The organism is Weizmannia sp. FSL W8-0676 (assembly GCF_038593015.1).
In the GTDB taxonomy this organism is placed as follows: domain Bacteria; phylum Bacillota; class Bacilli; order Bacillales; family Bacillaceae_C; genus Weizmannia; species Weizmannia coagulans.
This window is the reverse complement of record NZ_CP151954.1, coordinates 180,552-204,796: the sequence shown is the minus strand read 5'-3', so window position 1 is coordinate 204,796 and position 24,245 is coordinate 180,552. Positions and strand designations below refer to the sequence as shown.

Below are 24,245 nucleotides of genomic sequence, written 5' to 3'. Positions count from 1 at the left end.
AAGGGGAAGGATGTGAAGAAAGTTTGAATGTCCAGTTTAAGAAAGGCGTTTTGGACCTCTGTGTGCTCGTTTTATTAGATAAACAGGACCGCTACGGATATGAACTTGTCCAAAAAATTTCGGAGCAAATTGACATTTCCGAAGGCTCTATCTATCCCCTGCTGAGGCGGTTAACAAAAGAAGGTTACTCTACAACGTATTTAAAAGAATCTTCGGAGGGTCCGCCGCGCAAATATTACAAACTGACAGACAGCGGGAGGACTTTTCTCCACGAGCTGCTCCTGGAATGGAAGGCATTCTCTGATGGGGTGAATCAACTGATAAAAGAAGGTGTGAATCATGAATAGAAAACAATTTTTATCCAAATTGGAATCTTCGTTGAAAAGCCTCCCTGCCAATGAACGCCAGGATATTTTGCAGGACTTTGAAGAACACTTCGCCATTGGCTTGCAAGAGGGAAAAACAGAAGAACAAATCTCAGCTTCCCTTGGCTCCCCGCACCAGATTGCAAAAGACATGGTTGCGGCCTACCATCTGGAAAGAGCGGAGTCAAAGGCAACGTTAGGAAATATGTTGCGCGCAGTATGGGCCACGATTGGATTAGGATTTTTCAACCTGGCCATTGTGCTGGGGCCGTTTATTGCGCTGGCTGGCATTATTCTTTCCGGCTGGATTACAGGAATTGCCTTTATCGCTTCCCCTTTCCTGTTTCTCATGAACGCCGTCCTCTATCCGGAAACATTCGGGCTTTTTTACTTATTTGTTTCCATTGCCGCTTGCGGGACCGGGCTTTTTATCGCCATCGGCATGTACTTTGCAACCCGTACATTAATGCAGGGCTTTATCCGCTATTTAAGATGGAATGTAAATCTGATCAAAGGGGGGGTGAAAAATGGATAAAATAAAGAAATTGTCACTTTTGGCGTTGGTGCTGTTACTTGTGGGGATTGTTGGAAGCCTCCTTACATTCAGGCCCGTTCTCCGGCAAGAAGCCAAGTCGGAAGAAAAAGTGGTCCACGAAAAGTTCAGCCGGATTAAGATCGCAACCGATAATACTAGAGTTGAGATTTTACCGGCGGCAGGTTCGGCAGCAAAATCACAGTATCAGGCAGGGCCGAAAAAGGTTCAACCTATCACTTGTCTACTGATGTAAAAAATGCTGTGCTTTCTATCGGAATAAAATATAAGCAACGAAATTTCATCAGCTTCTTCCCTTCATCCTTGTCTTTAAAAGTGTATGTGCCGGAAAAGTGGTATGAATCGTTACAAGTAAAAAATAACGACGGTCGTGTCCGTGCGGGGGATTTACGGGCAAGAGATATACGTATAAAGACGGAGAATGGAAAAATTGAACTGAACCATATCAGCGGAGATACGATTACGGCAGAGGCAAACGACGGATCAAGCACCCTTGAAAATGTGAAAGCCTCTCTTGTCAAAGTAAAATCAGAGAACGGAAAAATAGTTTTAAAAAATTTGGATAGCCGGGTTTCCGGTAAAGCTGGTGACGGAAGTATCCTTTTTACCACCCGTCACTTGAATCACCCGGTTGAACTGCGAGCAAATAACGGCAATATCAAAATACAAACGGAGGAAAAGCCGGCAAATGCTACAATTCGTGCAAGTGCTGAAGATGGAAGAGTTGACATTTTTGGCAGCTCTGACGGAAATAGGGTATTTGGCAGCGGAAAACCCTTGATCCAGCTTTTCACTGCGGATGGAAATATCGCGGTTGAAAAAACAAAATAAATTTTTAAAGGTGGCGGGACGTTCGTGATGTCCCGCTCTTTCTATAGTGTTTTTGCATTTATTAAATCCTGGCGCAAGCTATCCGAGTTGTGATTCAATATTTGACAGCAATTCCAAGACCTGGTTGGAAGCTTCTTCTAACTGTTTTAACGCATTTTCTCCAGCCTTCATCTCTCCCCTTTTAAAACTTTCCACTGCCTGCCTTGCAGAATGATGGACTTCTTTATGCGGTTTTTCCAATTGTTTAAATGCAGCTATTTTCCTGATACCTTCCGGCAAATTTCCGTAATACCATTGGCCTAACCGGCAAGTTTCGTGGGAAGTCAACTCGTTTTCATCAATATTCCCCAGGCCCAGCAGCATATTATATACTTTCCACTTCCAAAGCAGGTGATCCGTTTTCGTGATTCTTACAATATCTTTTGAGCTAAACTTAATGTTAATCGTAAAAAAGTTTTTCCTAAAGTGATCCATTTTTTTGCTTAAATCAAATACTAATTTTGCTGTTTTTCGTGCAATCTCCTGGGACTGCTGACTGTGATTTCTTATCGTACTATTTAAATTTGCAATTTCGTTCATTGTTGCGGATTGTTCTTCACTCATTGAGGCAATTTGTGTAATTGACTCATTGATAGTTTCCATCATTTCTATAATTTCCATCATTTCTTTACCGGCAAGTTCGGCATGGCCGACACTTTCCTTTACAATTTTGCCTGTTTGCTGTATTTCTTGGATGACCTCATGGGCCACTTTTTGCAGCGCTTCCATGTTCGATGTAATACTGGAGATTTGAACTTTCGTATGTTCTGACAGCTCCCGGATTTCTGAGGCAACAACGGCAAAGCCAAGCCCGTTTTCTCCCGCCCTTGCAGCTTCAATGCTGGCATTTAAAGCAAGAAGATTGATTTGGTCAGCTATCCCCCTGATCACATTTATAACATCTTTCGTATGATGAATTTCTTTATCCAGCAGCTCCACTTTTTCAAACACGTTTTCATATACTTGCCCGACCATTTGAATATCTCCAAGCGCATGATCTACTACTTTTTTGCTTGTGAACACAGACTGGACTGCCTGGTCGGTCCCCTCCGCAACTTTGGTTGCATATTGGGCAACTTCCTGAATGGATGCGCTCATTTCTTCCGTTGCCGCCGAAACATTATCCGTCTCTTCCATTTGCCTGTTCATCGATTCAATTAATTGTTTGGTTTCATTAATTTTCGTGGTCTCATTCAGCATATCTGACATACCAAACAAAAAAGTTCTGAACGTTTCTTCCATATAGACTTCCACAATTAATTGCTGGTCAAAAGCAGCTAACTTCTGAACAGCAAGAACAAACCTTGTCATTTTGTCAGGCGTTTGATGTAAATGCTCCATGAGTATAGATCCCATCGATTGAATCAAAAAATGGTGGGCTGCAATAAAGTTATCAGCCGTTAAATTAATCCTGCTATGGACTTTGCCAATTTTAATTCTTGTAAGCAAATAGGTTTGATCCACTTCTGCTTGAAAGAACTGTTCCACATATATTTTTAAAGTTTCATATAGCCTGTCGAGGGTGGAATATCGCATAATGAGTTGATGAAATTGCTCAATTGAAGTGAGCCTCTCATAAAAAAGTTGAACCATCTTTTCCTTATAAGGCTCTATAATCGCTGCCGCTTCCCGAACATTTTGTAATGTTTCCTGATCCACACCGAGGTAATTTAATTTTTCCCGTGCCCTTCCTCCAATTTCCGTTATATCCGTATCATCGCAATAATGCATGTACTGGTCCCACGATTTTAACTTTTTTAAAAAGATCCCCATAACACTCTCCCTCTTTCCATTGATTTCCACATTATTACTATTTTCACAGGGAAAAAGTCACAAGTCAAGCGTTTCCATTCAATATTCTGTCTATATTTGGCGAATAGAAATGAATTTAAAGTCCTATTGTATGCCAAAAATATGACGCAAGGTTCACTAAAAAAGTAGAAACTCTGTATATTACTCGAAGGGGTAGATGAGCAAAAAAATGGGAGGGCACTCTGACATCTAAATGTACACTTTGAAATGAAAATGTAGAGAGAGCATTCGCTTTTTGAAGTTTTCTGGCAGGTAGCGTACAATGATTTGTAGGGAAACTTATCTAACATAAATAAGGAGAGCGGATTTCATGTTAGAAGATTGGTTAAAGTCATCCCGTCATACGGTCGTCTTTACCGGAGCAGGGATGTCAACCGAAAGCGGACTACCGGATTTTCGTTCAAGACATAATGGACTGTGGAAAAAGAAAGATCCAAGTCAAATTGCCACTACGAAAGCCCTGAATGAAAATGTCGAAGCATTTGTCGAGTTTTATCGGGAACGCGTATTAGGTGTAAAAGAATTTGGACCGCATCAAGGTCATTATATTTTAGCCAAATGGGAACAGCAAGGGTTCATTCGCTCAATTATTACTCAAAACGTGGACGGCTTTCATCAGGAAGCGGGCAGTAAGCGGGTCGCTGAATTGCATGGGACCCTTCAAAAAGTCCATTGCCAAACGTGTGGAAGAGAATATAGTAGTGAAAACTATGTCAATAACGATTTCTACTGTGAATGCGGCGGGGTGCTACGACCAAATATCGTATTATTTGGTGAAGCGCTGCCACAAGAAGCTTTTCAATTTGCTCTGGAGGAAGCGGAGAAAGCAGACCTTTTTATCGTCTTAGGTTCCTCTTTATCCGTTACACCTGCCAACCAATTTCCTTTAATCGCCAAAGAGAACGGTGCAAAATTAGTGATTGTGAACATGGAACCGACCCAATTTGATTGGTATGCCGATCAAGTGATTCATGATAAAAAGATCGGTCAATTACTTATAGAACTGGATAAAAAGATATCATCCCCAATTAAAAAAGTGTGAAAATTTGCTAGGTAAATATTTAGTAATTAGAATTATATGTTTGAAGGTATTGCTAAAAGTGGAATTGTAATTGCCTGTTTTCGGATTGTTATGGCCATACTCCCCCCTCCCCACATTTGCAGGCGTTTCAATTTCCAGTATTCCGTTTCAGCTTCGACACCCAGTCAATCAGCCGTATACTTTGAAATATTTGCCGGAATGCCTTTTTATGAGCGTATATTTCACAAATGTTCAAGATGACATTCGTACGCCAGCCGCATAGATAAATTCCCTTTGGAAACGATTGATCGTATAAGAATTGCAGGGATCGGAGCTGGTCTTTATTCTCCGCTTGCCACGGCAGCCGCTTCATCTCTTGTTTCCGATAAGAAGCGCGGACGTGCCTTAGGTATGACATTAGGCGGTATGAGCATGGGGACGGTCGTGGGGGTTCCACTCGGATTGATAGTTGCTGCGCATGCAGGTTGGGATGGGACGTTATGGCTCATTACGATACTTGGTCTCATTGCTATGATTGGGATTGTCATCTGGTTTCCAAACATTCCAGCTTCGCCCCCACCGTCATTACGGCAACGTCTTGCAATGCTGGCCAATGGAAGAGTAACAGCAACGGTTGGCATTACTTTTGTGACAGGCATTGCAAGTTTGGGGCTTTATACGTATATCGCTCCAATCTTGCAGAACTTGGATGGAATCCATTCTGTTACACCATATCTTTGGGCCTGGGGCATTGGTGGTGTTGTCGGCAGCTTATTCATTGGTACTCTTATTGATCGAATAGGACGCCCAGGCTGGATTATGGGCGGTATACTAATTCTATTAGCATTAGCCATGTTCAGTCTGGCGTTAAGTCTGGGAATTCCGATTCTAATGTTTCTACCCTTCTTTATTTGGGGTGCAATGGGATGGGCTTCACTAGCCCCTCAACAGCATGTATTACTCGAGTTACAGCCTAAACACGGACCCGCTGTTGTCGCTTTAAACAGTTCCGCCAATTATTTAGAGAGCTCAGTAGGGTCTGCGCTTGGAGGGGTTGTTATGGTAGCTGGATTGACACCTTCCCAACTTCCATTTGCAGCCGGCTGTCTTGTGCTAGTGGCTTTACTAGGACAATTGGTGATTTTACCAACAAAAAGAAAGGGATAGAAAAGTTGAATTTTGATTGAAAAAGACCATCTCGAAAACGAAAAAGGATGGTCTTTTTTTCCTCCCTTTTAGAAAGGATCAACCGCGCAACCTTCCTTATAAAATGATCTCCCTCTTATGCGTAAATGACCTTGTTCTTGGATCCAGTTTATGATGAATGCCAATGCAATGTTATGCACCGACAGTTTTAAAAAACTTTTTCAATTCCCCTCCTAATCTGCATCGAGGATAGAAATTACACTGGTCAAAAGAAAAACTGAACCCGTTTTGGATCCAGTTTGAATTTGGTTTTCAATTGAATTTTGCCTGCCAAATCGGACTGTTTTCCTGTTGAATCCGGGACTGGCTATTTAGTACCTGTTGAATAAGCAAAAGTTACAGATTAAAGAAGGATTTCGGCTGCAATTTTTGAATATAATGTGTAAGAAAAACTGTTGGCGGCTTGCCTTTGGTCATTTTTGGGGGTGCTAATTTGTTAAATAACGCAGTAAACAGATTAATACTTGTTGATACCATTAATACGCTAGGTACCGCAATAACATGGACCGGTCTTCCCATTTTTGCCCTCAATCTAACAGGCTCATTCCTTTATGCCGGAAGTTTGTACCTTACAGAAACGATTGCGGGAATAATATCTACCATTGTAAGCGGACATTTTATAGACAAAGTATCTTCTAAAAAGATGATATTTCAGCTCTGAGGAGTAAAAATTTTTCGTGATAATTTAACTATTCCCCCCCAAAAATGCGGCTAAATATGTAATAATTTAAATAATTAGAGCTTGCTGGACGAATATTTTGGCATGGCTTAGTGACAAGTCGAATACAAGCTAAAATTTGATTCGTTCAGCAAGCCCTAATTAAACTTGGCTGTTTTGAGGGGGTTTTTATTTTGGTTACTAGAAAAGAAAAAAGAAATCGTGAAAAAGAAGCAAATTATTTTTTCGAGTTCCTTAAAATTCAGAAGCATTTTTTCAAAGACCTGATGAATAACCTAAAAAAGGTAGCAGACCACCGACATCAAAGCTATATCACTTATGGTCCAGAGGTCCTTTTATTTACGATGATGTTGAAAAATATGACCGGCCTAAAATCCATGAGAAACATGAGTGAGAGTTTTAATAAAGAAGAATGTATTAAAAATGTAGGGAAGGTGTTAGGCTTAGATTCTCTTGAAGAACTTCCACATTATGATACAATTAACGACTTTTTATCTGGCTTAGATGTAAATGAATTAGAAAAAATTAGAACGTATATGATTAAAGAATTATTGAAAAAAAGGTCTCTCGAGTCTTATCGAATTGAAGGAAAGTACTGGGGTGTCATCATTGATGGAACTGGATTACACACCTTTCATGAGAAACATTGTAAACACTGCCTGAGACGGGCATATACAAATAAAGAAACAGGAGAAACGAACGTACTTTATATGCACCATGTACTTGAAGCCAAGCTTGTCGTGGGGGATATGGTCTTCAGTATTGCCTCCGAATTTATCGAAAATGAATCAGAAAATGTTTCTAAGCAAGATTGTGAATTAAAAGCCTTCGACAGGCTGGCAAAGAAAATAAAAAAAATATTTAAAAGACTACCGATTTGTATCTTGGGAGATAGTCTCTATGCATGTGAAACGGTATTTAATCTGTGCAGGGCGCACAAATGGAAATATATATGCAGATTTAAGGAAGGGAGAATTAAAAGTATCTCGACGGAGTTTAAGGCAATAAAAGAGCTGGAACAAAGTAAGGATCAGAATTCATTAGTTTGGGTGAATGATATTGCCTACAAAGACAGAACGGTCAATCTGATGGAGGCCACAATGAAAACAGAGGATGGGAAATCGAAAGAGTATGTATTTATAACGGATATTAAAATCACGAAAAAGAACGTGGAACGACTCATCGCTGCAGGAAGAAGCCGCTGGAAGATTGAAAATCAAGGATTTAACGAACAAAAAAATAATCGTTACAATATAGAACATGCCAATAGCCAAAACTACACAGCCATGAAAAATCATTATTTATTAGTTCAAATAACAGATATTATTAGACAGCTGTTTGAAAAAGGTTCGTCAATCTTAAAAGCACTCAAAAAAACGGCAAAAGAAAAATCCTCAAATCTGTTGGAATCGTTTCGGACACGTATTTTAACAGACGAGGATTTCACCCATTTAAGTAAGCCAATACAAGTAAGGTTTACTTAATGGTTATATTATAGCAAAGGATGTGATGTAAAAAAAGGTTTTTTTGAAGTTATCCACAATTTTAAAAAAGAAATTTGCAAATTCGGCTCTTTTTGACTTTGAAAGCAGAAAAAATAGATGGAAAAATTTTCTAAATGTGGATAAGTCATTTTATCATAAAACATCTAAAAATTGATGAATTTACTCTTCAGAACTGATGATATTTACTTCCTTTTTTCTTAATTGCTTTGTTATGATAACATTATTTTCATTACTATCATTTAAACATTTTATTATTTTTTTATTCCCTTTGATGATCTTATCCCAATCACTTGGGCATTTTGCTAATCTGTGTCTTGAAGTATGGTTTAGAGATTTGACAATTAAAGATCCAAACATAGGATTAGCAAGGGCAATAAGCAAGAAAAACACGTTTACTACAACTTGTAAGACTGTAGGTTTTACTATCGGGCCGCTCATTTTTGGTATTTTAAGTTCGTACGCCATTCTCATAGACTCTGCTTCTTTTCTCGTGTGCGCGTTTTTAATCATGAGGTTTGATGAAAAAATTCAAATCGAACACTCGCATGATACTGCATGGTTTTCCTTAGCATATTTGAAAAGAACTTTAAAAGATAAAATACTGCGGATTTACTTTTTCTCACATTTACTAGGTGGCATGATTGGTCCCGTAATGACGAGCCTTTCAGTGTATATTTTGGAAGGACATTTTAAAGTAGCTGACTTTGAAATATCGATTTTTTGGCTCGTTGGTGGTATTTTTGTGATTTTATCCAACATGATATTATCAAGATCCAGTCTTTTATTCGCTTCAAAGGTATTTTTGTATTTTCTAACTGTCTTTTTGGTATGTGGGGGCATTGTTATGATGGGAGCCTCCTTAAACTGGATATTCTTTATAGTTGGATTTGCCATTATGACAATGGGAAACCCCGTAATAAATAATTTGCTCTCCGCTGAAACCTTTATAGCAATCCCCCCATATGAAAAAGGGAAAGTAATGGGCGTGATGGAGGCATCAGCAGATCTGGGCACCCTTTCTTTTATGATCATTTCTTGGGGATTAATAGAAACCTTTGGGATATTTATAACTTGTATGATAATCGCCATTATGGCCATCTTACGGATTACCTTGTTTTATTCTTCATTTAAGATAAATCCAGATATCCCGATAGAGAATATAACAAAAAACCTTTAGGAGAATATGTCAAACTCTTTGGAGAAAACCACCAAAAACGCTGTCGGTAACATGGTTATCGGCAGAAAACACCAAAATGACGATATTATGACCGAATCACAATGGGGTTCGGTCATTTCTGAAACCAAACTTTAACAGTAGAACCCGTTTTGGCAGACTTAATTAACTTGGTTATGGCCAATTGGTATCCTTTTGAAAAATAAGACAACACAGACACCATGATTTAAAGGAATTTATGAACTTGGACCTGATTGAGAGCCCCTTAATGAATCGTGATGTGCGATTTAAAAATGGTATGATGATCGGTTTGATTGACCCCCTCAACATAAAGCTCGTGCTCGTCCATTTTGGAAATATCTTTGTATAGTGTAATGGAATCTCCCGGCAAGGCTTCTTGATTGAAATTGATCTCTATTGTATGAATGGGGTGCCTTTTGTGAAAATCCGGAAGAAAGCAATCCATAATGTAATCGACATATTTGGAGTTATTGAGATGGCCATTAAAATCGATATCACTGTATCCAATGACTTTTTGATAAGCGGGTTCTAATCCGCCAAAATCTTTAAACTTCCCAAATTTCCCTTCAATAGCGCGTTCCGTACGGTTTTCAGGGTAGTGGATGTTAATTGATTCTGTTCGTTTAATTTTCCGATCGTTTAAACCCATGACGACCCATTTTGATGCCGCTTTTATGATGACCGCTCCGGTGTGATCTTTGACAAGAAAGTCGCGGTCAAAATCAATCTTGCTTGGTTGAAGCGGCCAAGTTTCAATCGTGATGTTTTCATCCCAAGTAGGATGGCGCAGGATATCCACGCGAATGCGGGTTAAAATCCATGCCACCTTATACTTCTTCTCCAATGTTTCAATACCATAACCAAGATCCTCGGCAGCGAGACTGGCAATGTCTTGAAACAAGCTGAACAATGCACTTAGCTTTAACTTCTTTGTAAAGTCAACATCCCTAAGTTCTATATGATACTGTCCTTTATATAGAGATGATCCGTTCGCCATATTGAAAACTCCCTTAAAATAAGCTGCCCTTATTTTACCATATTCGTTCGAAAACGAGCAGAGACAGCGCTTTACCGTATGTGGAAAATTTTTCTCGATAGGTTATACCGGCTACTTCAAGTCACTCCTTTTGTACCCTTTCGGCTGCGAAAGGTCTCTAAATTTATTTGATCCTGCAAATCCATTAAAAATTATATCCCTTTATCTTTTTCCATTTTCTAATTTTAGTTCTAAACGTTTTAAATGGCGCTACTGTATTGATATGAATCCACTTCCAAATTGGCCAATTGGATGGTGTTGAAGACGCCCACTGGCTGCCGCCTTGCTCAAATAATTCTTGGTCATTATAGCTTTCAACCAATTGAATGATTTTATGAACATCCTGATTAAACAGTTCAATTAACGTTTCAATCGAATCATTTGCATATTTATCATAAAAGCTCTGATAAAGCCCCCCTAGGTTATTCCATTTATAATCTGGCGCAGGTGTTATTACATTTTTTCCCTCTTTGTTATCTTGTTCCCATGATAATATTAAATTGGCTCTTCGCTCTTTGGTATGGGGAAAAATAAAATCATAGTCGGTTTGACATGGAGCCTCTGCGGGCATGATTACGAAGCCAAGCCGCCAATTAATAAGGAAAATTGGCTTTCGCACAACAGGCTATCATGCCCGCCACTCCATGTAAAACCTCCGAAGCTACTTCTTCTTCCCACATGATTTAGCGAGGAGGCATTAAATTTAACCATCCCAGTTGGTAAGCAATCATCTGGGATGGCGTTCTATCCACTCCGTTTACAAATACATCTTTATTAAGATTATTAATAGAACGGAATTCATCAATAAATAACTTTGCACTCTTAGTAATTTCATCAATCAAGGATTTTTTACTCTCATATTTTGGCAATCGTAACACCCCTTACCGAGTTTTGAGTGTTCATGCTTTTATTTTTGCTTTAAACCCTTGTAGAACAAGGGGTGAGAATAGATTTCGGTGTTTCAACTTTTAGATAAAATTTCTTTTGCAACTGGAAATTCACCTATTTTGTCATACTTCTGAAGCAATTGTTTTGAGATTTCAATTGGATATTCTTCTTTTTCATTTTGAGTAACACCTAGTACATTATATAATCCAGAATGAAATTCTTCTAAATTTGGAACTTTACCTTCTTGCATATACTCTTTTTGAACTTTGAGAAGGAAAAATGAAATCTCAGCTCGCTCTTCACCACTTAAATCTTTTTTTACAGCAATGAAATCAATATCTAATAATAAATTAGGAGATATTTTTTGATTTTCAATAATTTTTATTAAAAGGCCTTCTAAAAGTTCAACCTTAGAATTTAAGTTATAAACTTCTTTATCTAATCTTTCTACCTGGTTCTCCAAATTTTCAATCACTTGCGAGGTATTTTTAGCATCCATACTTATTCTCCTATCTTTTTTTAAACGAGACTAAAGATTTGAATCACTTTTACAATGGCTTTAGCACCAAATCTTGCAGCTGTAGCTCCAAGTGGTCCCTTCATAGCATCGTATTAAAGTTTCTTTTAGTTTACCTTATCTAAAGCTTCTAATTTACGTAGAGCAGGTTTTACATGACTATGCATAACGCTTCCTACTTTTTTCACAGCTGTTTTACCAAAATATTTACCTACTAGATTAGTAATAGGAGTAGTACTATCAATTGCCCATCTTAAAGCCTTCTTATTTATCCTGGATTACGAGAGTAAAGCAGAAGCTTAAAATAAAAAGGTGCCCCGAATCTCTGGTATAATTGGGTTTGTATAGAACTACCAAACCAGAAAGGAGGGCACCTTTAAGGTGAATTATATCACTTCTGTCTCGAAAATCAAATATGCGTTTCGTTTAAAGAAGAGTACGAATTTTAGCGGGCTGCTCCCGATTTTGCAGTTTCTGGAAAGAATGAAGATTGAACAGACCTTCCGGGATTTTGACTGCTTGAAAAAATACAATGCCAAATATCCTTTAAGCAAAATCTTTATATACCTGGTGATTGGCTGGCTGTCCAATTGTTCCCGGCTATCTCATTTCCGGACTTTGCAGGATGATCCTTTAATCATGGCATTTATGGGCGGGAAATGCCCGCACTATACCCTTTTAAATAAAGACCTGCTAAGAATTGAAAAGTTGGAGGGCGCTGATCTTGAATTCAAAGAACGCATGATGGATTTGATTGAACCCTGGCTTGACAAGGAGCTCATTCTGGATTTTGATTCAACCGTGGAAACCGTCTATGGGGGCCAGGAAAAAGCAGGGGTCGGAGTAAATCCCTACAAGCCGGGAAGAAAAAGTTATCACCCTCTTCTTGTATTTGAAGGGAAATCCCGTCTTTGTTTAAACGCCAGGCTGAGGGAGGGAAATTCCCATTCTTCTCAAGGGGTACTCGGTTTTGCAGAAGAGACCTATCAGCTGCTTTCTCCCCATTACCCTATTCGTTATACCCGTTTTGACAAAGGATTTGGTGGAGAAGATTTCTACAGTTACTGGGAAAACGGTGGGATTGGCTATACCGGCAAACTGAGGTGGACTTCGAGACTTAAAAAAAGGGTTGAAAACGATGATTCACCGTGGATCCGCTATGTTGACGACGAATTGACCGTGATAGAGGGAAAAGCCGTTGATTACCAGGCAAGTTCCTGGAAGAAGCCAAGAAGAGTTGCGGTAATTCGTAAAGCTGACAAATATGAGGAAAGTCAGCTTCAAGCTTGTGATTTTTTATGGAAGTATGAAGCGATTGTGACGAACATGGACTGGGAACCCATTGATATTTGGAGATTCTATAACCAAAGGGCTTGCATGGAAAACTACATCAAAGAGTCAAAATATGGATTCTCGATGGGCAAGATTTCAACGCATTCATTTGACGCCAACCAAATGGATCTGCTGATTAAACTGCTGGCATACAATTTATTCGAGATCTTTAAAAAAGAACACTGTCCGCCAGCGTATCGCTCTTATACGATCAGGAGATTCCGGAGGGAATTCATCTACGCGGCTGGCGTGCTGGTCTATCACAGCCGAAGTGTCATTTTAAATATTTGTGAAACATACGCCCATAAAAAGGCATTCCGGCAAATGATTCAAAGTGTACGGCTGATTGACTGAGTGTGAAGGCTGAAACAGAATACTGGAAATTGAAACGCCCGCAAATGTGGGGAGGGGGCAACTGTGGCCTTAATAACCCAAAAATAGGCAGTTGTGATTCCATTTTTGATAATATTATCCATTTATTTTCCATATGATTCCAATTACCTGCATCAATCTAGTAAAGTTTTGCACTTTCTTAATTTGGGTTTATGTAAGTTGGTTCTGATTGAGTAGACATCTGACCGTTAATAGATTGAATACCAGGATCTACTGCAAGAGATGAAGCTTGAGCTTGAGTTGCCTGACTTTGTTGTACTACAGGAGATGTGGTTTCACTCGGTTTCTCAGCAGCAAATGCTGCGGATCCTGAAAAGATACTTGAAGTACCACAACAAATTCTACCATAAAATAATATTATTGGTACATATTTTTTGATATTTTAGATATATATTACTATTTATTCCCCTGTAAAAAAGTCCTTCCCCGCCAAAATCCCCCTTTCCTCTTACTCCCCCAAGGCTCCAACCGCATTTTGATGACCGCTGGCATGTTAAAAAGTTGGTTCCCAAAACGCCTGATTTTTACCAGAAATTAGGTTGCTGGGTTGTACAGCATAGTCTGGAAATGTCAAAAAGTTCTTCCCTGATTAGAGAAAAAATATTGGAGAAATGACGGAACTGAGCTGGCTGGGAACCACATGAAAAAGGACTGAGAATCGCCCAATTCCATACAGTGGAGCTTCTAACGCTATAGGATTAGAGAACGCCAGAACCCTTGCGGGACAAAGGATTGGGCCGCTGTACAAAAGAAAAACTGGACCCGTTTTGGATCCAGCCTGAGTTTGTCTTTCTATTGAATTAGGGTTGAAAATGGCCCGGAAAACAACCATATTTGCCTGCTGAATTGGCCTGGTCTCCTGCCGGTCAGGTACCAACTATTTAACAGCGGGTACCAACTTTTTTGCAGGGGGACGGACTTTTTAACAGGGAGATACAAGGCCTCACCCAAAGAAGCCGGGCCAATAAAATCACCTTGTTTTACCTTGTATCATCCCTTTAATCAATCATTTGATTAAACAAAAAACCCAGGAAAACCAGTCATTCTGGCTTCCCCAGGCTTTTTGTGGTTTATTCGACTGTGACGGATTTGGCCAAATTTCTCGGCTTGTCGACGTCGCAGCCGCGGTGCAGTGCTGCGTAATACGCAAGCAACTGCAATGGTACAACAGAGATAAGAGGTGTCAGTAATTCGTGTACGTGAGGAATGACGAAACGGTCGCCTTCCTCATTCAGGCCTTTCATCGAGATCACGCAAGGGTTGGCCCCGCGGGTGACAACTTCCTTGACATTGCCGCGGATGCTCCAGTTGACGTCTTTTTGCGTAGCAAGCGCGACAACCGGTGTGCCGTCCTCAATCAGGGCAATTGTGCCGTGTTTGAGTTCGCCCCCTGCAAAACCTTCCGCTTGGATATAAGAGATCTCCTTCAGCTTCAGTGCGCCTTCAAGGCAGACAAAGTAGTCTATCGAACGGCCGATGAAGAAGCAATTGCGGGTGACCGTCAAGTAGTCATATGCCATTTGTTCAATTTCTTCTTTTGATCCGCACAGCCCTTCCATCGCATTTGCCACAAGGCCGAGTTCATGTACCAGGTCGAAGTCTTCGCTGAAACCGCGTGATTTTGCCGCTACATCAGCAAGGATCGCAAGGACGGCAATTTGCGCCGTATATGCCTTTGTCGAAGCAACCGCAATTTCCGGTCCTGCATGAAGCAATAGGGTATAATCCGCTTCACGGGACAATGTTGATCCCGGCACATTGGTCATCGTCAGCGTCTTGTAACCCAATTCTTTCACTTTTACAAGCACAGCACGGCTGTCGGCTGTCTCCCCGCTTTGTGAAATAAAAAGGAACAACGGTTTTTCTGACAGAAGCGGCATATTGTAAACAAATTCACTTGATACATGGACCTCAACCGGAATTTTCGCCAGCTTTTCAATCAGCTGCTTGCCAACAAGGCCGGCATGGTAGCTCGTGCCGCATGCGATGATATAGAGCCGGTCAGCCCCGGTTACGGCATCGATAATCTGGCTGTCAACAGACAATTTGCCGCTGATGTCCTGGTAAGCCTGGATAATTTTCCGCATCACGAGTGGCTGCTCATCGATTTCTTTCAGCATATAATGCGGGTACGTACCCTTTTCTATGTCGCTTGCATCGATTTCCGCTTTATACGGTTGGCGGCTGATCGTTTCACCGGCAAGATTTTGGATTGTGACTTGCCCGCGGGTAAGAATGACCATTTCTCCATCTACCAGTTCGATAAACTGGTCGGTCACTTGCAGCATTGCCATCGCATCGCTCGCTACCACATTAAAACCGTTGCCGACGCCTACCAAAAGCGGGCTTTTATTTTTTGCCGCATAAATCGTATTGCCGTCTTTTTCGTCTAAGAGGGCAAGCGCATAAGAACCCCTTAAAAGCGACAGCGTTTTCCGGAACGCTTCCGCCGTTTCAAGACCTTCTGAAGCAAATTTTTCTACCAGTTGCACGATAATTTCCGTATCTGTATCACTTTTTAAAGGAACATCCGTGAGATACTCTTTTTGCAAAAGCGTGTAGTTTTCGATCACGCCGTTATGCACAAGCGTAAAACGGCCGGATGCACTTTGGTGCGGGTGGGCATTTTCTCTGCTCGGAACCCCGTGGGTTGCCCAGCGTGTATGGCCGATGCCGGTCGTCGCCGCAATACGCATATCCACGATCCGGCGCAAATCTTCAATCCGTCCCTTTTCTTTAAACACATGCACGCCGGCTTCATTCCGGAGAGCGATCCCTGCAGAATCGTAGCCTCTATATTCCAGCTTCTCCAAGCCTTTTAACAAAATTTCCTTCGCATCTTCAGTACCGATATAACCAACAATACCACACATTTGTTCTTCCTCCTCGGATCACAAGGGGGCAAGAACTACCGGGAGCAGTCCTGCCCCCTTATCTCTTGAAATTTTTGTAAACCTGCTGATCCGTTTTCTCTTCCCACATGCTTTTCCCTTTGTCCGCCGGGTCGCCCCGCCGATTTGTGGAAAAACATACGGCTGTGTGTGGCAGCCGGGAGGCATCCGCCGAAATCTCGATACTCCTCCTCCTCGTCAACTGGACCTATCCGTCCCAGACCCAGTTCTGGCGCTTTTAAAAAATCGCAAACGATCCTCCTTTTCTGTAAAGTGAAGAGAAAACAACATCATTATCATAGCGTATGCGTTATACTGCGTCAACATATTTTACCATTCTCAACATAAAATATGCATAAGAGGGTTGTTGCGTTCCCCCTTATGCACCGAAAAAATCAATCGTTGAAATTATTCTCTTAAACCCATTTCCGCTTCCACTGCCCCGGCAATCCGGGAAACAAACCGGCTGCAGTCTTCCGCCGTCTGTGCTTCCACCATGACACGCACAAGCGGCTCTGTTCCGGAAGGGCGGACAAGGACACGCCCGTTCCCGGCCATTTCTCTTTCTACCTCGTCAATCACCGATTTTATTTTTTCGTTTTCTAAAACATGGTATTTATCGGTTACCTTTACATTCACGAGTTTCTGCGGGTACTTTTTCATTTCCGCAGCCAGTTCGGAAAGCGGCTTGTTCGCGATCTTCATGATGTTGATCAGCTGCAGCCCGGTTAAAAGGCCGTCACCGGTCGTGTTATGGTCAAGGAAAATAATATGGCCCGACTGCTCGCCGCCCAAATTAAAGCCGTTTGCTTTCATTTCTTCGACAACGTACCGGTCGCCGACAGCCGTTTGAACACTGTTGATGCCAAGCGCTTCAAGGCCCTTATGGAAGCCGAGATTGCTCATTACAGTAGAAACGACGGTATTTTTCTTTAAAAGCCCTTCTTGTTTTAAGTATTTGGCACAAATATACATAATCTGGTCCCCGTCTATGATCTGGCCTTTTTCATCAACAGCGATCAACCGGTCGCCGTCGCCGTCAAATGCAAGCCCGACATTCGCGCCTTTTTCCTGGACGAAAGCAGCAAGCGCTTCCGGATGCGTGGACCCGACCCCGTCATTGATATTCAGACCGTTCGGGGATGCCCCCATTGTCGAGACATCTGCATCAAGATCGGCAAAAAGATATGTCGCCAGCGAAGAAGTCGAACCGTTGGCACAGTCAAGCGCCACATGAATACCGGTAAATTCTTCATCCACTGTCTGTTTTAAGAACTGCAAGTATTTCTGGCTACCTTCAAAGTAGTCGCTGACAATGCCGAGATCTTTCCCGACCGGCCGCGGCAGGTCATCCGTGTCTTGATTGAGCAGTTCTTCGATTTCCGCTTCCTCGTCATCCGACAGTTTAAAACCGTCGGGGCCGAAAAACTTAATGCCGTTATCTTCCACCGGGTTATGCGAGGCCGAAATCATGACGCCGGCCTGCGCCCCCAATGCTTTTGTCAAATAAGCAACCCCCGGCGTGGTAATCACGCCAAGCCGCATTGCTTCCGCCCCGATGGACAGAAGCCCGGCAACAAGCGCCCCCTCAAGCATCTGCCCGGAAATGCGCGTATCGCGGCCAATCAGAACTTTCGGCCGCTCATTCGCATGCTTGGTCAAAACATATCCGCCGAAACGTCCCAGTTTAAAAGCAAGTTCAGGTGTGAGTTCAGAATTTGCTATGCCTCTTACTCCGTCTGTACCAAAAAATTTCGTCATCAGGTTTCGCTCCTTCTTTTCCGCATATCAGTTCTGTTATTCTGTCTTTTGTGCTTCGTCACTTATGCGTATTTTCGCCTTTTCACCGGAAAGCCTCCACGTTATATTTTTCGGGCCCGATACAATATAGCTTACTTCGTGGTCCCCCTCCTTCAGGCCGGACAGATTGATCGAGACATTAAAGTCAGAGGCGGAAATCTTGTCCAAATCGCTCTTTTTCCCGTCTGCAATGATATCAATCGTTCCGTTCTTCGGAGAAAGGAAATCCATTTGATAGCCGGCAGCCAGCCCTTTTTCCTTAATCGGAATATTGCTCAGTGTTTTCTCATCTTCATCTTTTTTTTCTTCCACTTTGATGGTCGCTGTGACCATTTCCGGATCCACCTTATTGATGCCGTCCGGAAGGGAAATTGGAACATCAATGGTCGTATCTTTCGTAATTTTGCTGATGTCGATGTTAACCGGCAGCGCCTCAATCCCGGCAAGGCGGGCACTGGTGCCGTAGATGGTCACCTTTTTCGGATTTGTCGTGATGCTTTTTATCGTCAAATTGTCGCGGTTACTGCCAACCGGGTTAATGGAAATCGGGACGGTTTTGCTCGGATTGGTCACATTCACCGAGACATTCACTTTATCCGGGTTGACCGAGACATCCAGTTTATTTAAATTCCGGTCGAGGACATTCACTGTCGCGGCCCTCGTAAAACTTTCCGTAATCGGTTTGCTGATTTCCACTGTCGCTTTTACATAGCTGATCCTGTCAATGACGTTTTTCGCCCCGGTAATTTTCACTGTACTTGGCTCCACAGCAGGCACAGATGCTTCATACCCGGTTGCCAGCAAAGCTTTGTCGTATTCTGCCTCAACGTTGAAAATTTTGGATACTTTTTCTTGTACCGATACGGTAGCATACGTACGGCTGAGTTTGTATTTCAGTTTATCGGAAAGATTTTTTACTTTCAATTTGGCTTTTTGCCTGCCGATTTGTGCATTGCTTAAATCCATGTAAACGGTGAAATCCCTTGAGGCTTTCACCTGCTGAACGATGACTTTCGGGCCGGTTACAGTCACGTCCACCGTTTTCGGTGCGCCTGATACAACAAGGTTTTTGTTGTCATAAATCAGCTGGACCGGCATATTTTCAACCACGCCGCTGCTGTTTTTTGTGGCGGAACCGATAATTTTATTGCCTTCACCGTTTTCCACCGCAACTGAAATATAAAGCAGGATGGCTAAAACAAGCGCCAGCACCCTCATAAACCAACGATTGTCCATTAGTTTATCCATGTTTTCTCACCCTCCAGTTCCATTTCGACGAGGAAGGCTCCTTTGTTTTCTGGGTATAGTTCAGTTCGGCTTCCAGCATTTCCTGCAATTGCTCCAGGCTTAAATCCCTGTGAAGCTCGCCATTTTTCGTGACCGTGATCCCGCCCGTCTCTTCGGATACAACCACCGTCAAACAGTCTGTTACCTCACTGATCCCGACCGCGGCCCTGTGCCTTGTCCCCAGTTCCTTCGAAATAAACGGGCTCTCGGAAAGCGGCAAATAGCAAGCTGCGGCCGCCACTTTCCGCTTCTGGATTATGACGGCGCCGTCATGAAGCGGAGTGTTCGGAATAAAGATGTTAATCAAAAGTTCAGCCGATACAACAGAATCAAGCGGGATACCGGTTTCGATATAATCGCCTAATCCTGTTCCGCGCTCAATCGAGATCAGGGCGCCGATTCTGCGTTTCGCCATATAGCTGGTCGCCTTGACGATCGCTTCAACGAGGTGGGCCTGCTCATCTTCTTCCTGGCCGTTCGTTCTTGAAAAGAATTTTCCCCTGCCGAGTTGCTCAAGGGCCCGCCGCAACTCCGGCTGGAAGATAATAATTACGACCAGAAATCCGTATGTAAGTGCCTGGTCCATCATCCATGCCAGCGCCTGCAGCCCGAGCAAGCTGCTAAGGCTCCTGACGATGATGATCACAAAAATGCCTTTCAAAAGCTGGACCGCTTTTGTTCCGCGGATCACCATCAATAATTTATAGATGACAAACCAGACGACCAATATATCCACAATTTTGGAGAGATAGTTCCAGATGGGGAAATCAGCAATATGCATGACCCTGCCTCCATTAATTCATCAATCTTCATATCCTCTGTCTTCAACTGTTCTATTATATCATTTCCCGCGGCGAAATAGCAGCTTTTCTATACCTGGAAAAAGAAACGGGAACCGGATCCGGCCCCGCTCCAATATATTTATATTCATTTCAAATGCTTCCATGCATCCTGTCCTGCATCTTTTATTTTATACCAAATCCATTCAAAAACTTCATTAATTTCTTCTACATTTCCGGTAACGTCCCCCGCAGAGGCCATGTATTCATTTCCCCGGACCACCGTCACATTCCCTTCCACTTTCCCTTCAATCCGGAGATCGCCGTTTGTTACCGTAATGTCCTCTTTAATTACTTTTCCCTTCGGCACAATTGCGGTATGCCCCTGGACAATGATGTCTTTGTTTTTCGTTACGGAAAACTCGTCCGGATTATGCCACTCGGAAAACATCGCGCCTGCCATTAAAATGAAGAACAAGCCGGCGGAGGCGAGAAACGGATGCATTTTCAACCAGCGGCCCGCCCCAACCCACTTTTTCTCCCTTGGAAGATTTTTCATAACGCGGCCTGTAAAACCGGGAGGCGCCTGGACATTCGGAAGGCTTTGCACGTAAAAGATGCTTTTTTGCAGCTCATAAAAATGCTGCCGGCACGCGCGGCATGTTTCCAAATGGTACTCGAGCATTTTTTTATGGTCTTCCGGAATGTCTTCATCTAAGTATTCATGCATATACAGTACAATTCTCTCAGAACATGCCTCCATATTTTTCCCTCCTCACAGCCTGCCTAATTGCTTTCGCAGCGCTTCACGCCCGCGGTGGATTCTTGTTTTTACCGTTCCCAGCGGAATGTCCAGCATTTCACTGATTTCATTTAAAGATAATTCTTCAATATACTTTAAAACGATAATAATCCGGTATTTTTCCGGCAATTTTAAAATTTCCCGCTGGATCATTTCCTGCATCTCAAGTGTCTCCACCTGCATATCCGGCAGCTTTTCCTCCGCCGGTACGGTTGAGTAAAGGGTCAGCCCTTCCGTCCCGGAAATTTCCGCATCCAGATAAAAATCCGGCTTCTTCTTGCGGATCCGGTCAATACACAAATTAGTAGCAATCCGGTACAACCACGATGAAAATTTCCGTTCCTGCTTAAAACTTTTAATATGGATATAGGCGCGGATAAACGTTTCCTGCGCCAGATCCTCCGCTTCGGTGCGGCTCCCGATCATGCGGAAACAGATTTGGAATACTTTATCTTTATATAATTCAACGATATCATTAAAAGCATTTTGGTCACCCTTCATGACCTGCTTAATTTTTCGGTCTACAATTGCTTCCATTTTCCCCCTCCGCCCTGTGCGGTACGTTATTTTTACGATTTTCTCCTGAAAAGGTTTCAAAAAAAGCAATAAAATATTCAAGTCTATTGTAGCAAAGTTATGGAAAAAATGTTTAAATCTTTAGTAAAATGGATATAAAATTATTACAAATTTGAATACGAACGGGGAGTCAGGGATGAACCAGAAAAGCCAAGCCTTAATGTTGGAAATTGAGGAAAAAAGACGTGAAATGATTCAGCTCGCTTCGACCACTGCGTATTGGGACGATCAGGTCTTACAGGCAAGCAGGCATCTGGACCAGCTCATCAATCAATTTAACAAATTGAAAAGCAGTAAACTTCAGGGATAAGTGGACAGAACACCCATGGAATAGATTTAAATAAAAAAACGGCAAAGCGTCCATCATTTGCCGTTTTTTTATTTGCGTGCCGGGCACCAGCTAATAGGGGCTTTTTTTAAAGAAGTTTTTTCCCGAACAATGTTTCAATCAGGCGGACAGCTTTTTCTGCCGTTTGATTGCGGCTGTCAAGAATCGGGTTTACTTCAACAACATCAGCTGAAACAACGGCATTTGCATCGTGCAGTATCTCCATGGCGAGCCGGCTTTCGCGGAAATGAAGCCCGCCGTATACAGGCGTTCCCACACCCGGGGCTTCTTGCGGATCGAGCGCATCTAAATCGAGCGACAAATGAATGCCGTCCGTTCTTTCTTTTAAATAGTTAATGCTTGCTGCCATGACGCTCTCCATCCCAATCCGGTCGATTTCAGCCATCGTGTAAATTTTAATGCCCAGGTTGCGGATGAAATCCTTTTCCCCTTCGTCCAAATCCCGCTGCCCGATCAGGACAACATGCTCCGCTTTCAGTTTCGGAATATAGCCGTAAACGCCCGTTAAAGAAGCATGCCCGTACCCGAGGCTGGCGGCAAGCGGCATGCCGTGGACATTTCCGGAAGGGCTTGTCTCAGGAATATTCATATCCGCATGCGCATCAAACCAAATGACGCCGAGATTTCTGTAATGTTTGCTGATGCCGGCAATTGTCCCAATGGCAATGCTGTGGTCGCCGCCAAAAATAAGCGGGAACCGGTTGCTTTTTACAATTTCATCTGTATGCTCTGCAATGAACTGGCTCGCTTTTGCAATCGTTTTTAAATTTCTTGCATTGACTTCGTCATCAGGGAGCTGCTCCGCCCTGCCAATTTCAATATTGCCCAAATCGGTAACCGCGCAGCCGAGTTTCTCGAGTCCTTCTTTCACACCTGCATACCGGATCGCCTGCGGGCCTAGATCCACCCCTTTATACCGCTGCCCAAGATCCATTGGAACCCCCATTATTGCAATATGTTTCTCCATCAGACTGTCCCCTTTCCTTCTCTCTATCTATCATTGTAAAATTGTTTTCCAATTGGCTCAACTGTACAAAATTCTGTATAATTATTCAAGAAAATGGAGGTGAGACTATTCATCTTAAAGGGGCCTTCCTTCACCAATCCAGAAAACCCATCAACCATCCGCCAACAACACTGGAGTTGTATTATAGAGTGAAAAATATTTACAGACAAATAAAAAACGCTCAAACCCTTTTATATCAAGAGGTTTGAGCGTTTAAACTTTAAGCGGAAGACGGGACTCGAACCCGCGACCCACACCTTGGGAAGGTGTTGTTCTACCACTAAACTACTTCCGCATATTTGTAGAATACCACATATTTTAAAAAAAGAAAAGAGTGAGCCATGCAGGATTCGAACCTGCGACCCTCTGATTAAAAGTCAGATGCTCTACCAACTGAGCTAATGGCTCGTAAAAATCTATATATCCATTGGCGTAACCAATTCAATAGAAAAGGCTGGGCCAGTTGGATTCGAACCAACGCATGACGGAGTCAAAGTCCGTTGCCTTACCGCTTGGCTATGGCCCAATTATCTATAGTATGAACCCTCTCACCAAAAAAATGCACCAAAGTGCATGCCCAAAAAATGAGATGGTGGAGGGGGACGGATTCGAACCGCCGAACCCTGAGGGAGCGGATTTACAGTCCGCCGCGTTTAGCCACTTCGCTACCCCTCCGTAAATGGTGCCGGCCAGAGGACTTGAACCCCCAACCTACTGATTACAAGTCAGTTGCTCTACCAATTGAGCTAGACCGGCATACAAATGGAGGATGACGGGCTCGAACCGCCGACCCTCTGCTTGTAAGGCAGACGCTCTCCCAGCTGAGCTAATCCTCCAAATATGTAAATGGTGACCCGTACGGGATTCGAACCCGTGTTACCGCCGTGAAAGGGCGGTGTCTTAACCGCTTGACCAACGGGCCAAAAAAATATAAGCTTCCAATCGGGCTCGAACCGATGACCTCTTCCTTACCATGGAAGTGCTCTACCTGCTGAGCTATGGAAGCATATGACTCCGCAGGTAGGATTCGAACCTACGACCGATCGGTTAACAGCCGATTGCTCTACCACTGAGCTACTGCGGAATATCGAGCCCGGCAGCGTCCTACTCTCGCAGGGGGAAACCCCCAACTACCATCGGCGCTGGAAAGCTTAACTTCCGAGTTCGGGATGTGTTCGGGTGTGACCTTTCCGCCATCGCCACCGGACCTCAATGACAAAAATCATTATAACAAAGTTTCCATTGCTTATCAACAGGAATTATGTGATTCCCTAAAAACCGGATGGGAGAAAAAACTGTAAACGGAGAATAGCTTTGAAAATTGTCCAGCTCCAACGCGCCCTTAGCAAGGCACCCTTCACTTTTCTACTGTCCAGCTTCGGT

General features: G+C 42.7%; 23 protein-coding genes, 9 tRNA genes and 1 rRNA gene. 10 read left to right on the top strand and 23 right to left on the bottom strand.

Annotated elements, in window-relative coordinates:
* Nucleotides 1–23 precede the first annotated feature (23 nt).
* Genes NST20_RS01100 through NST20_RS01085 form a run of 4 tightly spaced genes read left to right on the top strand, consistent with a single transcriptional unit; the run spans nucleotide 24 to nucleotide 1,749 of the window.
* On the top strand, nucleotides 24–347 hold the full coding sequence (locus NST20_RS01100) for a PadR family transcriptional regulator (RefSeq protein ID WP_133537463.1): 324 nt from the start codon (nucleotides 24–26) through the stop codon (nucleotides 345–347).
* Complete coding sequence (locus NST20_RS01095; RefSeq protein WP_340703231.1) at nucleotides 340–900, top strand: DUF1700 domain-containing protein; 561 nt, start codon at nucleotides 340–342, stop codon at nucleotides 898–900. The genes NST20_RS01100 and NST20_RS01095 overlap by 8 nt, the downstream gene beginning before the upstream one ends.
* On the top strand, nucleotides 893–1,153 hold the full coding sequence (locus NST20_RS01090; RefSeq protein WP_342399863.1) for a hypothetical protein: 261 nt from the start codon (nucleotides 893–895) through the stop codon (nucleotides 1,151–1,153). The genes NST20_RS01095 and NST20_RS01090 overlap by 8 nt, the downstream gene beginning before the upstream one ends.
* Nucleotides 1,138–1,749 (top strand): DUF4097 family beta strand repeat-containing protein, encoded by a 612-nt coding sequence (locus tag NST20_RS01085; protein ID WP_342399862.1) that lies wholly within the window; start codon nucleotides 1,138–1,140, stop codon nucleotides 1,747–1,749. The genes NST20_RS01090 and NST20_RS01085 overlap by 16 nt, the downstream gene beginning before the upstream one ends.
* A 78-nt stretch (nucleotides 1,750–1,827) precedes the next feature.
* Here NST20_RS01085 and NST20_RS01080 read toward each other — a convergent pair whose 3' ends face one another.
* Nucleotides 1,828–3,561 carry a methyl-accepting chemotaxis protein gene (locus NST20_RS01080; RefSeq protein WP_041818607.1) on the bottom strand — a complete coding sequence of 578 codons (1,734 nt, stop codon included), beginning with the start codon at nucleotides 3,559–3,561 and terminating at the stop codon, nucleotides 1,828–1,830.
* 349 nt (nucleotides 3,562–3,910) lie between these two features.
* Here NST20_RS01080 and NST20_RS01075 point away from each other — a divergent pair, with 349 nt between their 5' ends.
* The 3 genes from NST20_RS01075 (at nucleotide 3,911) to NST20_RS01065 (ending at nucleotide 7,990) form a co-directional block, all read left to right on the top strand.
* Nucleotides 3,911–4,642, top strand: coding sequence for an NAD-dependent protein deacylase (locus NST20_RS01075; RefSeq protein WP_342399861.1), 732 nt, complete (start codon nucleotides 3,911–3,913; stop codon nucleotides 4,640–4,642).
* Nucleotides 4,643–4,915: 273 nt separating this feature from the next.
* A complete protein-coding gene (locus NST20_RS01070) occupies nucleotides 4,916–5,788 on the top strand; it encodes an MFS transporter (RefSeq protein WP_342399860.1) in 873 nt (290 codons plus the stop codon).
* A gap of 891 nt (nucleotides 5,789–6,679) precedes the next feature.
* A complete protein-coding gene (locus tag NST20_RS01065; protein ID WP_013858128.1) occupies nucleotides 6,680–7,990 on the top strand; it encodes a transposase family protein in 1,311 nt (436 codons plus the stop codon).
* 180 nt (nucleotides 7,991–8,170) lie between these two features.
* On the opposite strand, the gene NST20_RS01060 is transcribed toward NST20_RS01065, so the two are convergent.
* Complete coding sequence (locus NST20_RS01060) at nucleotides 8,171–8,476, bottom strand: hypothetical protein (RefSeq protein WP_342399859.1); 306 nt, start codon at nucleotides 8,474–8,476, stop codon at nucleotides 8,171–8,173.
* Nucleotides 8,477–8,519: 43 nt separating this feature from the next.
* Between NST20_RS01060 and NST20_RS01055 the strand changes: the two genes are divergently transcribed.
* Entirely contained in the window at nucleotides 8,520–9,188 is a 669-nt protein-coding gene (locus tag NST20_RS01055) for a hypothetical protein (protein WP_342399858.1), read from the top strand.
* A gap of 262 nt (nucleotides 9,189–9,450) precedes the next feature.
* Here the strand turns inward: NST20_RS01055 and NST20_RS01050 are convergent, their stop codons facing one another.
* From NST20_RS01050 to NST20_RS01035, 4 genes are all read right to left on the bottom strand, one after another.
* Complete coding sequence (locus NST20_RS01050; RefSeq protein ID WP_013858139.1) at nucleotides 9,451–10,203, bottom strand: acyl-ACP thioesterase domain-containing protein; 753 nt, start codon at nucleotides 10,201–10,203, stop codon at nucleotides 9,451–9,453.
* A 184-nt stretch (nucleotides 10,204–10,387) separates the two neighbouring features.
* A complete protein-coding gene (locus tag NST20_RS01045) occupies nucleotides 10,388–10,813 on the bottom strand; it encodes a ClbS/DfsB family four-helix bundle protein (RefSeq protein WP_342399857.1) in 426 nt (141 codons plus the stop codon).
* A 112-nt stretch (nucleotides 10,814–10,925) separates the two neighbouring features.
* Nucleotides 10,926–11,111 (bottom strand): ClbS/DfsB family four-helix bundle protein, encoded by a 186-nt coding sequence (locus NST20_RS01040; RefSeq protein WP_237348782.1) that lies wholly within the window; start codon nucleotides 11,109–11,111, stop codon nucleotides 10,926–10,928.
* A 92-nt stretch (nucleotides 11,112–11,203) separates the two neighbouring features.
* Nucleotides 11,204–11,629, bottom strand: coding sequence for a hypothetical protein (locus tag NST20_RS01035; RefSeq protein WP_014096452.1), 426 nt, complete (start codon nucleotides 11,627–11,629; stop codon nucleotides 11,204–11,206).
* Between the two features lie 399 nt (nucleotides 11,630–12,028).
* Between NST20_RS01035 and NST20_RS01030 the strand changes: the two genes are divergently transcribed.
* On the top strand, nucleotides 12,029–13,333 hold the full coding sequence (locus NST20_RS01030; RefSeq protein WP_342399525.1) for an IS1380 family transposase: 1,305 nt from the start codon (nucleotides 12,029–12,031) through the stop codon (nucleotides 13,331–13,333).
* Between the two features lie 1,109 nt (nucleotides 13,334–14,442).
* Here NST20_RS01030 and glmS read toward each other — a convergent pair.
* From glmS to sigW, 6 genes are all read right to left on the bottom strand, one after another.
* On the bottom strand, nucleotides 14,443–16,245 hold the full coding sequence (gene glmS, locus NST20_RS01025) for a glutamine--fructose-6-phosphate transaminase (isomerizing) (protein ID WP_342399856.1): 1,803 nt from the start codon (nucleotides 16,243–16,245) through the stop codon (nucleotides 14,443–14,445).
* Between the two features lie 426 nt (nucleotides 16,246–16,671).
* A complete protein-coding gene (gene glmM, locus NST20_RS01020; protein ID WP_013858135.1) occupies nucleotides 16,672–18,024 on the bottom strand; it encodes a phosphoglucosamine mutase in 1,353 nt (450 codons plus the stop codon).
* Between the two features lie 36 nt (nucleotides 18,025–18,060).
* Complete coding sequence (locus NST20_RS01015) at nucleotides 18,061–19,311, bottom strand: CdaR family protein (RefSeq protein ID WP_237348780.1); 1,251 nt, start codon at nucleotides 19,309–19,311, stop codon at nucleotides 18,061–18,063.
* The gene (gene cdaA / locus NST20_RS01010; RefSeq protein WP_017553452.1) at nucleotides 19,304–20,131 is read right to left on the bottom strand and encodes a diadenylate cyclase CdaA; all 828 of its coding nucleotides are present in this window, start codon (nucleotides 20,129–20,131) and stop codon (nucleotides 19,304–19,306) included. Before cdaA ends, NST20_RS01015 begins: the two co-directional genes overlap by 8 nt.
* A gap of 146 nt (nucleotides 20,132–20,277) precedes the next feature.
* Nucleotides 20,278–20,892, bottom strand: a complete 615-nt coding sequence (locus NST20_RS01005) for a zf-HC2 domain-containing protein (protein ID WP_061086858.1) — start codon at nucleotides 20,890–20,892, stop codon at nucleotides 20,278–20,280.
* Between the two features lie 12 nt (nucleotides 20,893–20,904).
* Nucleotides 20,905–21,468: an RNA polymerase sigma factor SigW gene (gene sigW, locus NST20_RS01000; protein ID WP_013858131.1), complete on the bottom strand. Its 564-nt coding sequence runs from the start codon at nucleotides 21,466–21,468 to the stop codon at nucleotides 20,905–20,907.
* 175 nt (nucleotides 21,469–21,643) lie between these two features.
* Here sigW and NST20_RS00995 point away from each other — a divergent pair, with 175 nt between their 5' ends.
* Nucleotides 21,644–21,817, top strand: a complete 174-nt coding sequence (locus NST20_RS00995; RefSeq protein ID WP_013858130.1) for an aspartyl-phosphate phosphatase Spo0E family protein — start codon at nucleotides 21,644–21,646, stop codon at nucleotides 21,815–21,817.
* A 106-nt stretch (nucleotides 21,818–21,923) separates the two neighbouring features.
* Here the strand turns inward: NST20_RS00995 and rocF are convergent, their stop codons facing one another.
* The 11 genes from rocF to rrf all read right to left on the bottom strand — a co-directional run bounded on the left by rocF (nucleotide 21,924) and on the right by rrf (nucleotide 24,069).
* The gene (rocF, locus tag NST20_RS00990) at nucleotides 21,924–22,823 is read right to left on the bottom strand and encodes an arginase (RefSeq protein WP_017553450.1); all 900 of its coding nucleotides are present in this window, start codon (nucleotides 22,821–22,823) and stop codon (nucleotides 21,924–21,926) included.
* Between the two features lie 262 nt (nucleotides 22,824–23,085).
* Nucleotides 23,086–23,157, bottom strand: a tRNA-Gly gene (locus tag NST20_RS00985).
* Nucleotides 23,158–23,197: 40 nt separating this feature from the next.
* Nucleotides 23,198–23,270: transfer RNA gene (locus tag NST20_RS00980), tRNA-Lys, on the bottom strand.
* A gap of 46 nt (nucleotides 23,271–23,316) precedes the next feature.
* Nucleotides 23,317–23,388, bottom strand: a tRNA-Gln gene (locus NST20_RS00975).
* Between the two features lie 64 nt (nucleotides 23,389–23,452).
* Nucleotides 23,453–23,537, bottom strand: a tRNA-Tyr gene (locus NST20_RS00970).
* 5 nt (nucleotides 23,538–23,542) lie between these two features.
* Nucleotides 23,543–23,618, bottom strand: a tRNA-Thr gene (locus tag NST20_RS00965).
* A gap of 7 nt (nucleotides 23,619–23,625) precedes the next feature.
* Nucleotides 23,626–23,698: transfer RNA gene (locus NST20_RS00960), tRNA-Val, on the bottom strand.
* Nucleotides 23,699–23,709: 11 nt separating this feature from the next.
* Nucleotides 23,710–23,784 (bottom strand) — tRNA-Glu (locus NST20_RS00955).
* Between the two features lie 11 nt (nucleotides 23,785–23,795).
* A tRNA-Thr gene (locus tag NST20_RS00950) sits at nucleotides 23,796–23,868 on the bottom strand.
* A 6-nt stretch (nucleotides 23,869–23,874) separates the two neighbouring features.
* A tRNA-Asn gene (locus tag NST20_RS00945) sits at nucleotides 23,875–23,946 on the bottom strand.
* 7 nt (nucleotides 23,947–23,953) lie between these two features.
* Nucleotides 23,954–24,069, bottom strand: a 5S ribosomal RNA gene (gene rrf / locus NST20_RS00940).
* Nucleotides 24,070–24,245: the final 176 nt, after the last annotated feature.

Excerpts from the sequence above, each read along its gene's own strand:
- NST20_RS01050 (WP_013858139.1), bottom strand. The coding sequence starts at position 10,203 with ATGGCGAACGGATCATCTCTATATAAAGGACAGTATCATATAGAACTT.
- glmS (WP_342399856.1), bottom strand. The coding sequence starts at position 16,245 with ATGTGTGGTATTGTTGGTTATATCGGTACTGAAGATGCGAAGGAAATT.
- NST20_RS01035 (WP_014096452.1), bottom strand. The coding sequence starts at position 11,629 with ATGGATGCTAAAAATACCTCGCAAGTGATTGAAAATTTGGAGAACCAG.
- NST20_RS01015 (WP_237348780.1), bottom strand. The coding sequence starts at position 19,311 with ATGGATAAACTAATGGACAATCGTTGGTTTATGAGGGTGCTGGCGCTT.
- NST20_RS01090 (WP_342399863.1), top strand. The coding sequence starts at position 893 with ATGGATAAAATAAAGAAATTGTCACTTTTGGCGTTGGTGCTGTTACTT.
- NST20_RS01060 (WP_342399859.1), bottom strand. The coding sequence starts at position 8,476 with ATGGCGTACGAACTTAAAATACCAAAAATGAGCGGCCCGATAGTAAAA.
- NST20_RS01005 (WP_061086858.1), bottom strand. The coding sequence starts at position 20,892 with ATGGAGGCATGTTCTGAGAGAATTGTACTGTATATGCATGAATACTTA.
- glmM (WP_013858135.1), bottom strand. The coding sequence starts at position 18,024 with ATGACGAAATTTTTTGGTACAGACGGAGTAAGAGGCATAGCAAATTCT.
- sigW (WP_013858131.1), bottom strand. The coding sequence starts at position 21,468 with ATGGAAGCAATTGTAGACCGAAAAATTAAGCAGGTCATGAAGGGTGAC.
- NST20_RS00995 (WP_013858130.1), top strand. The coding sequence starts at position 21,644 with ATGAACCAGAAAAGCCAAGCCTTAATGTTGGAAATTGAGGAAAAAAGA.
- NST20_RS01075 (WP_342399861.1), top strand. The coding sequence starts at position 3,911 with ATGTTAGAAGATTGGTTAAAGTCATCCCGTCATACGGTCGTCTTTACC.
- NST20_RS01095 (WP_340703231.1), top strand. The coding sequence starts at position 340 with ATGAATAGAAAACAATTTTTATCCAAATTGGAATCTTCGTTGAAAAGC.
- rocF (WP_017553450.1), bottom strand. The coding sequence starts at position 22,823 with ATGGAGAAACATATTGCAATAATGGGGGTTCCAATGGATCTTGGGCAG.
- NST20_RS01045 (WP_342399857.1), bottom strand. The coding sequence starts at position 10,813 with ATGCCCGCAGAGGCTCCATGTCAAACCGACTATGATTTTATTTTTCCC.
- NST20_RS01080 (WP_041818607.1), bottom strand. The coding sequence starts at position 3,561 with ATGGGGATCTTTTTAAAAAAGTTAAAATCGTGGGACCAGTACATGCAT.
- NST20_RS01055 (WP_342399858.1), top strand. The coding sequence starts at position 8,520 with ATGAGGTTTGATGAAAAAATTCAAATCGAACACTCGCATGATACTGCA.
- cdaA (WP_017553452.1), bottom strand. The coding sequence starts at position 20,131 with ATGCATATTGCTGATTTCCCCATCTGGAACTATCTCTCCAAAATTGTG.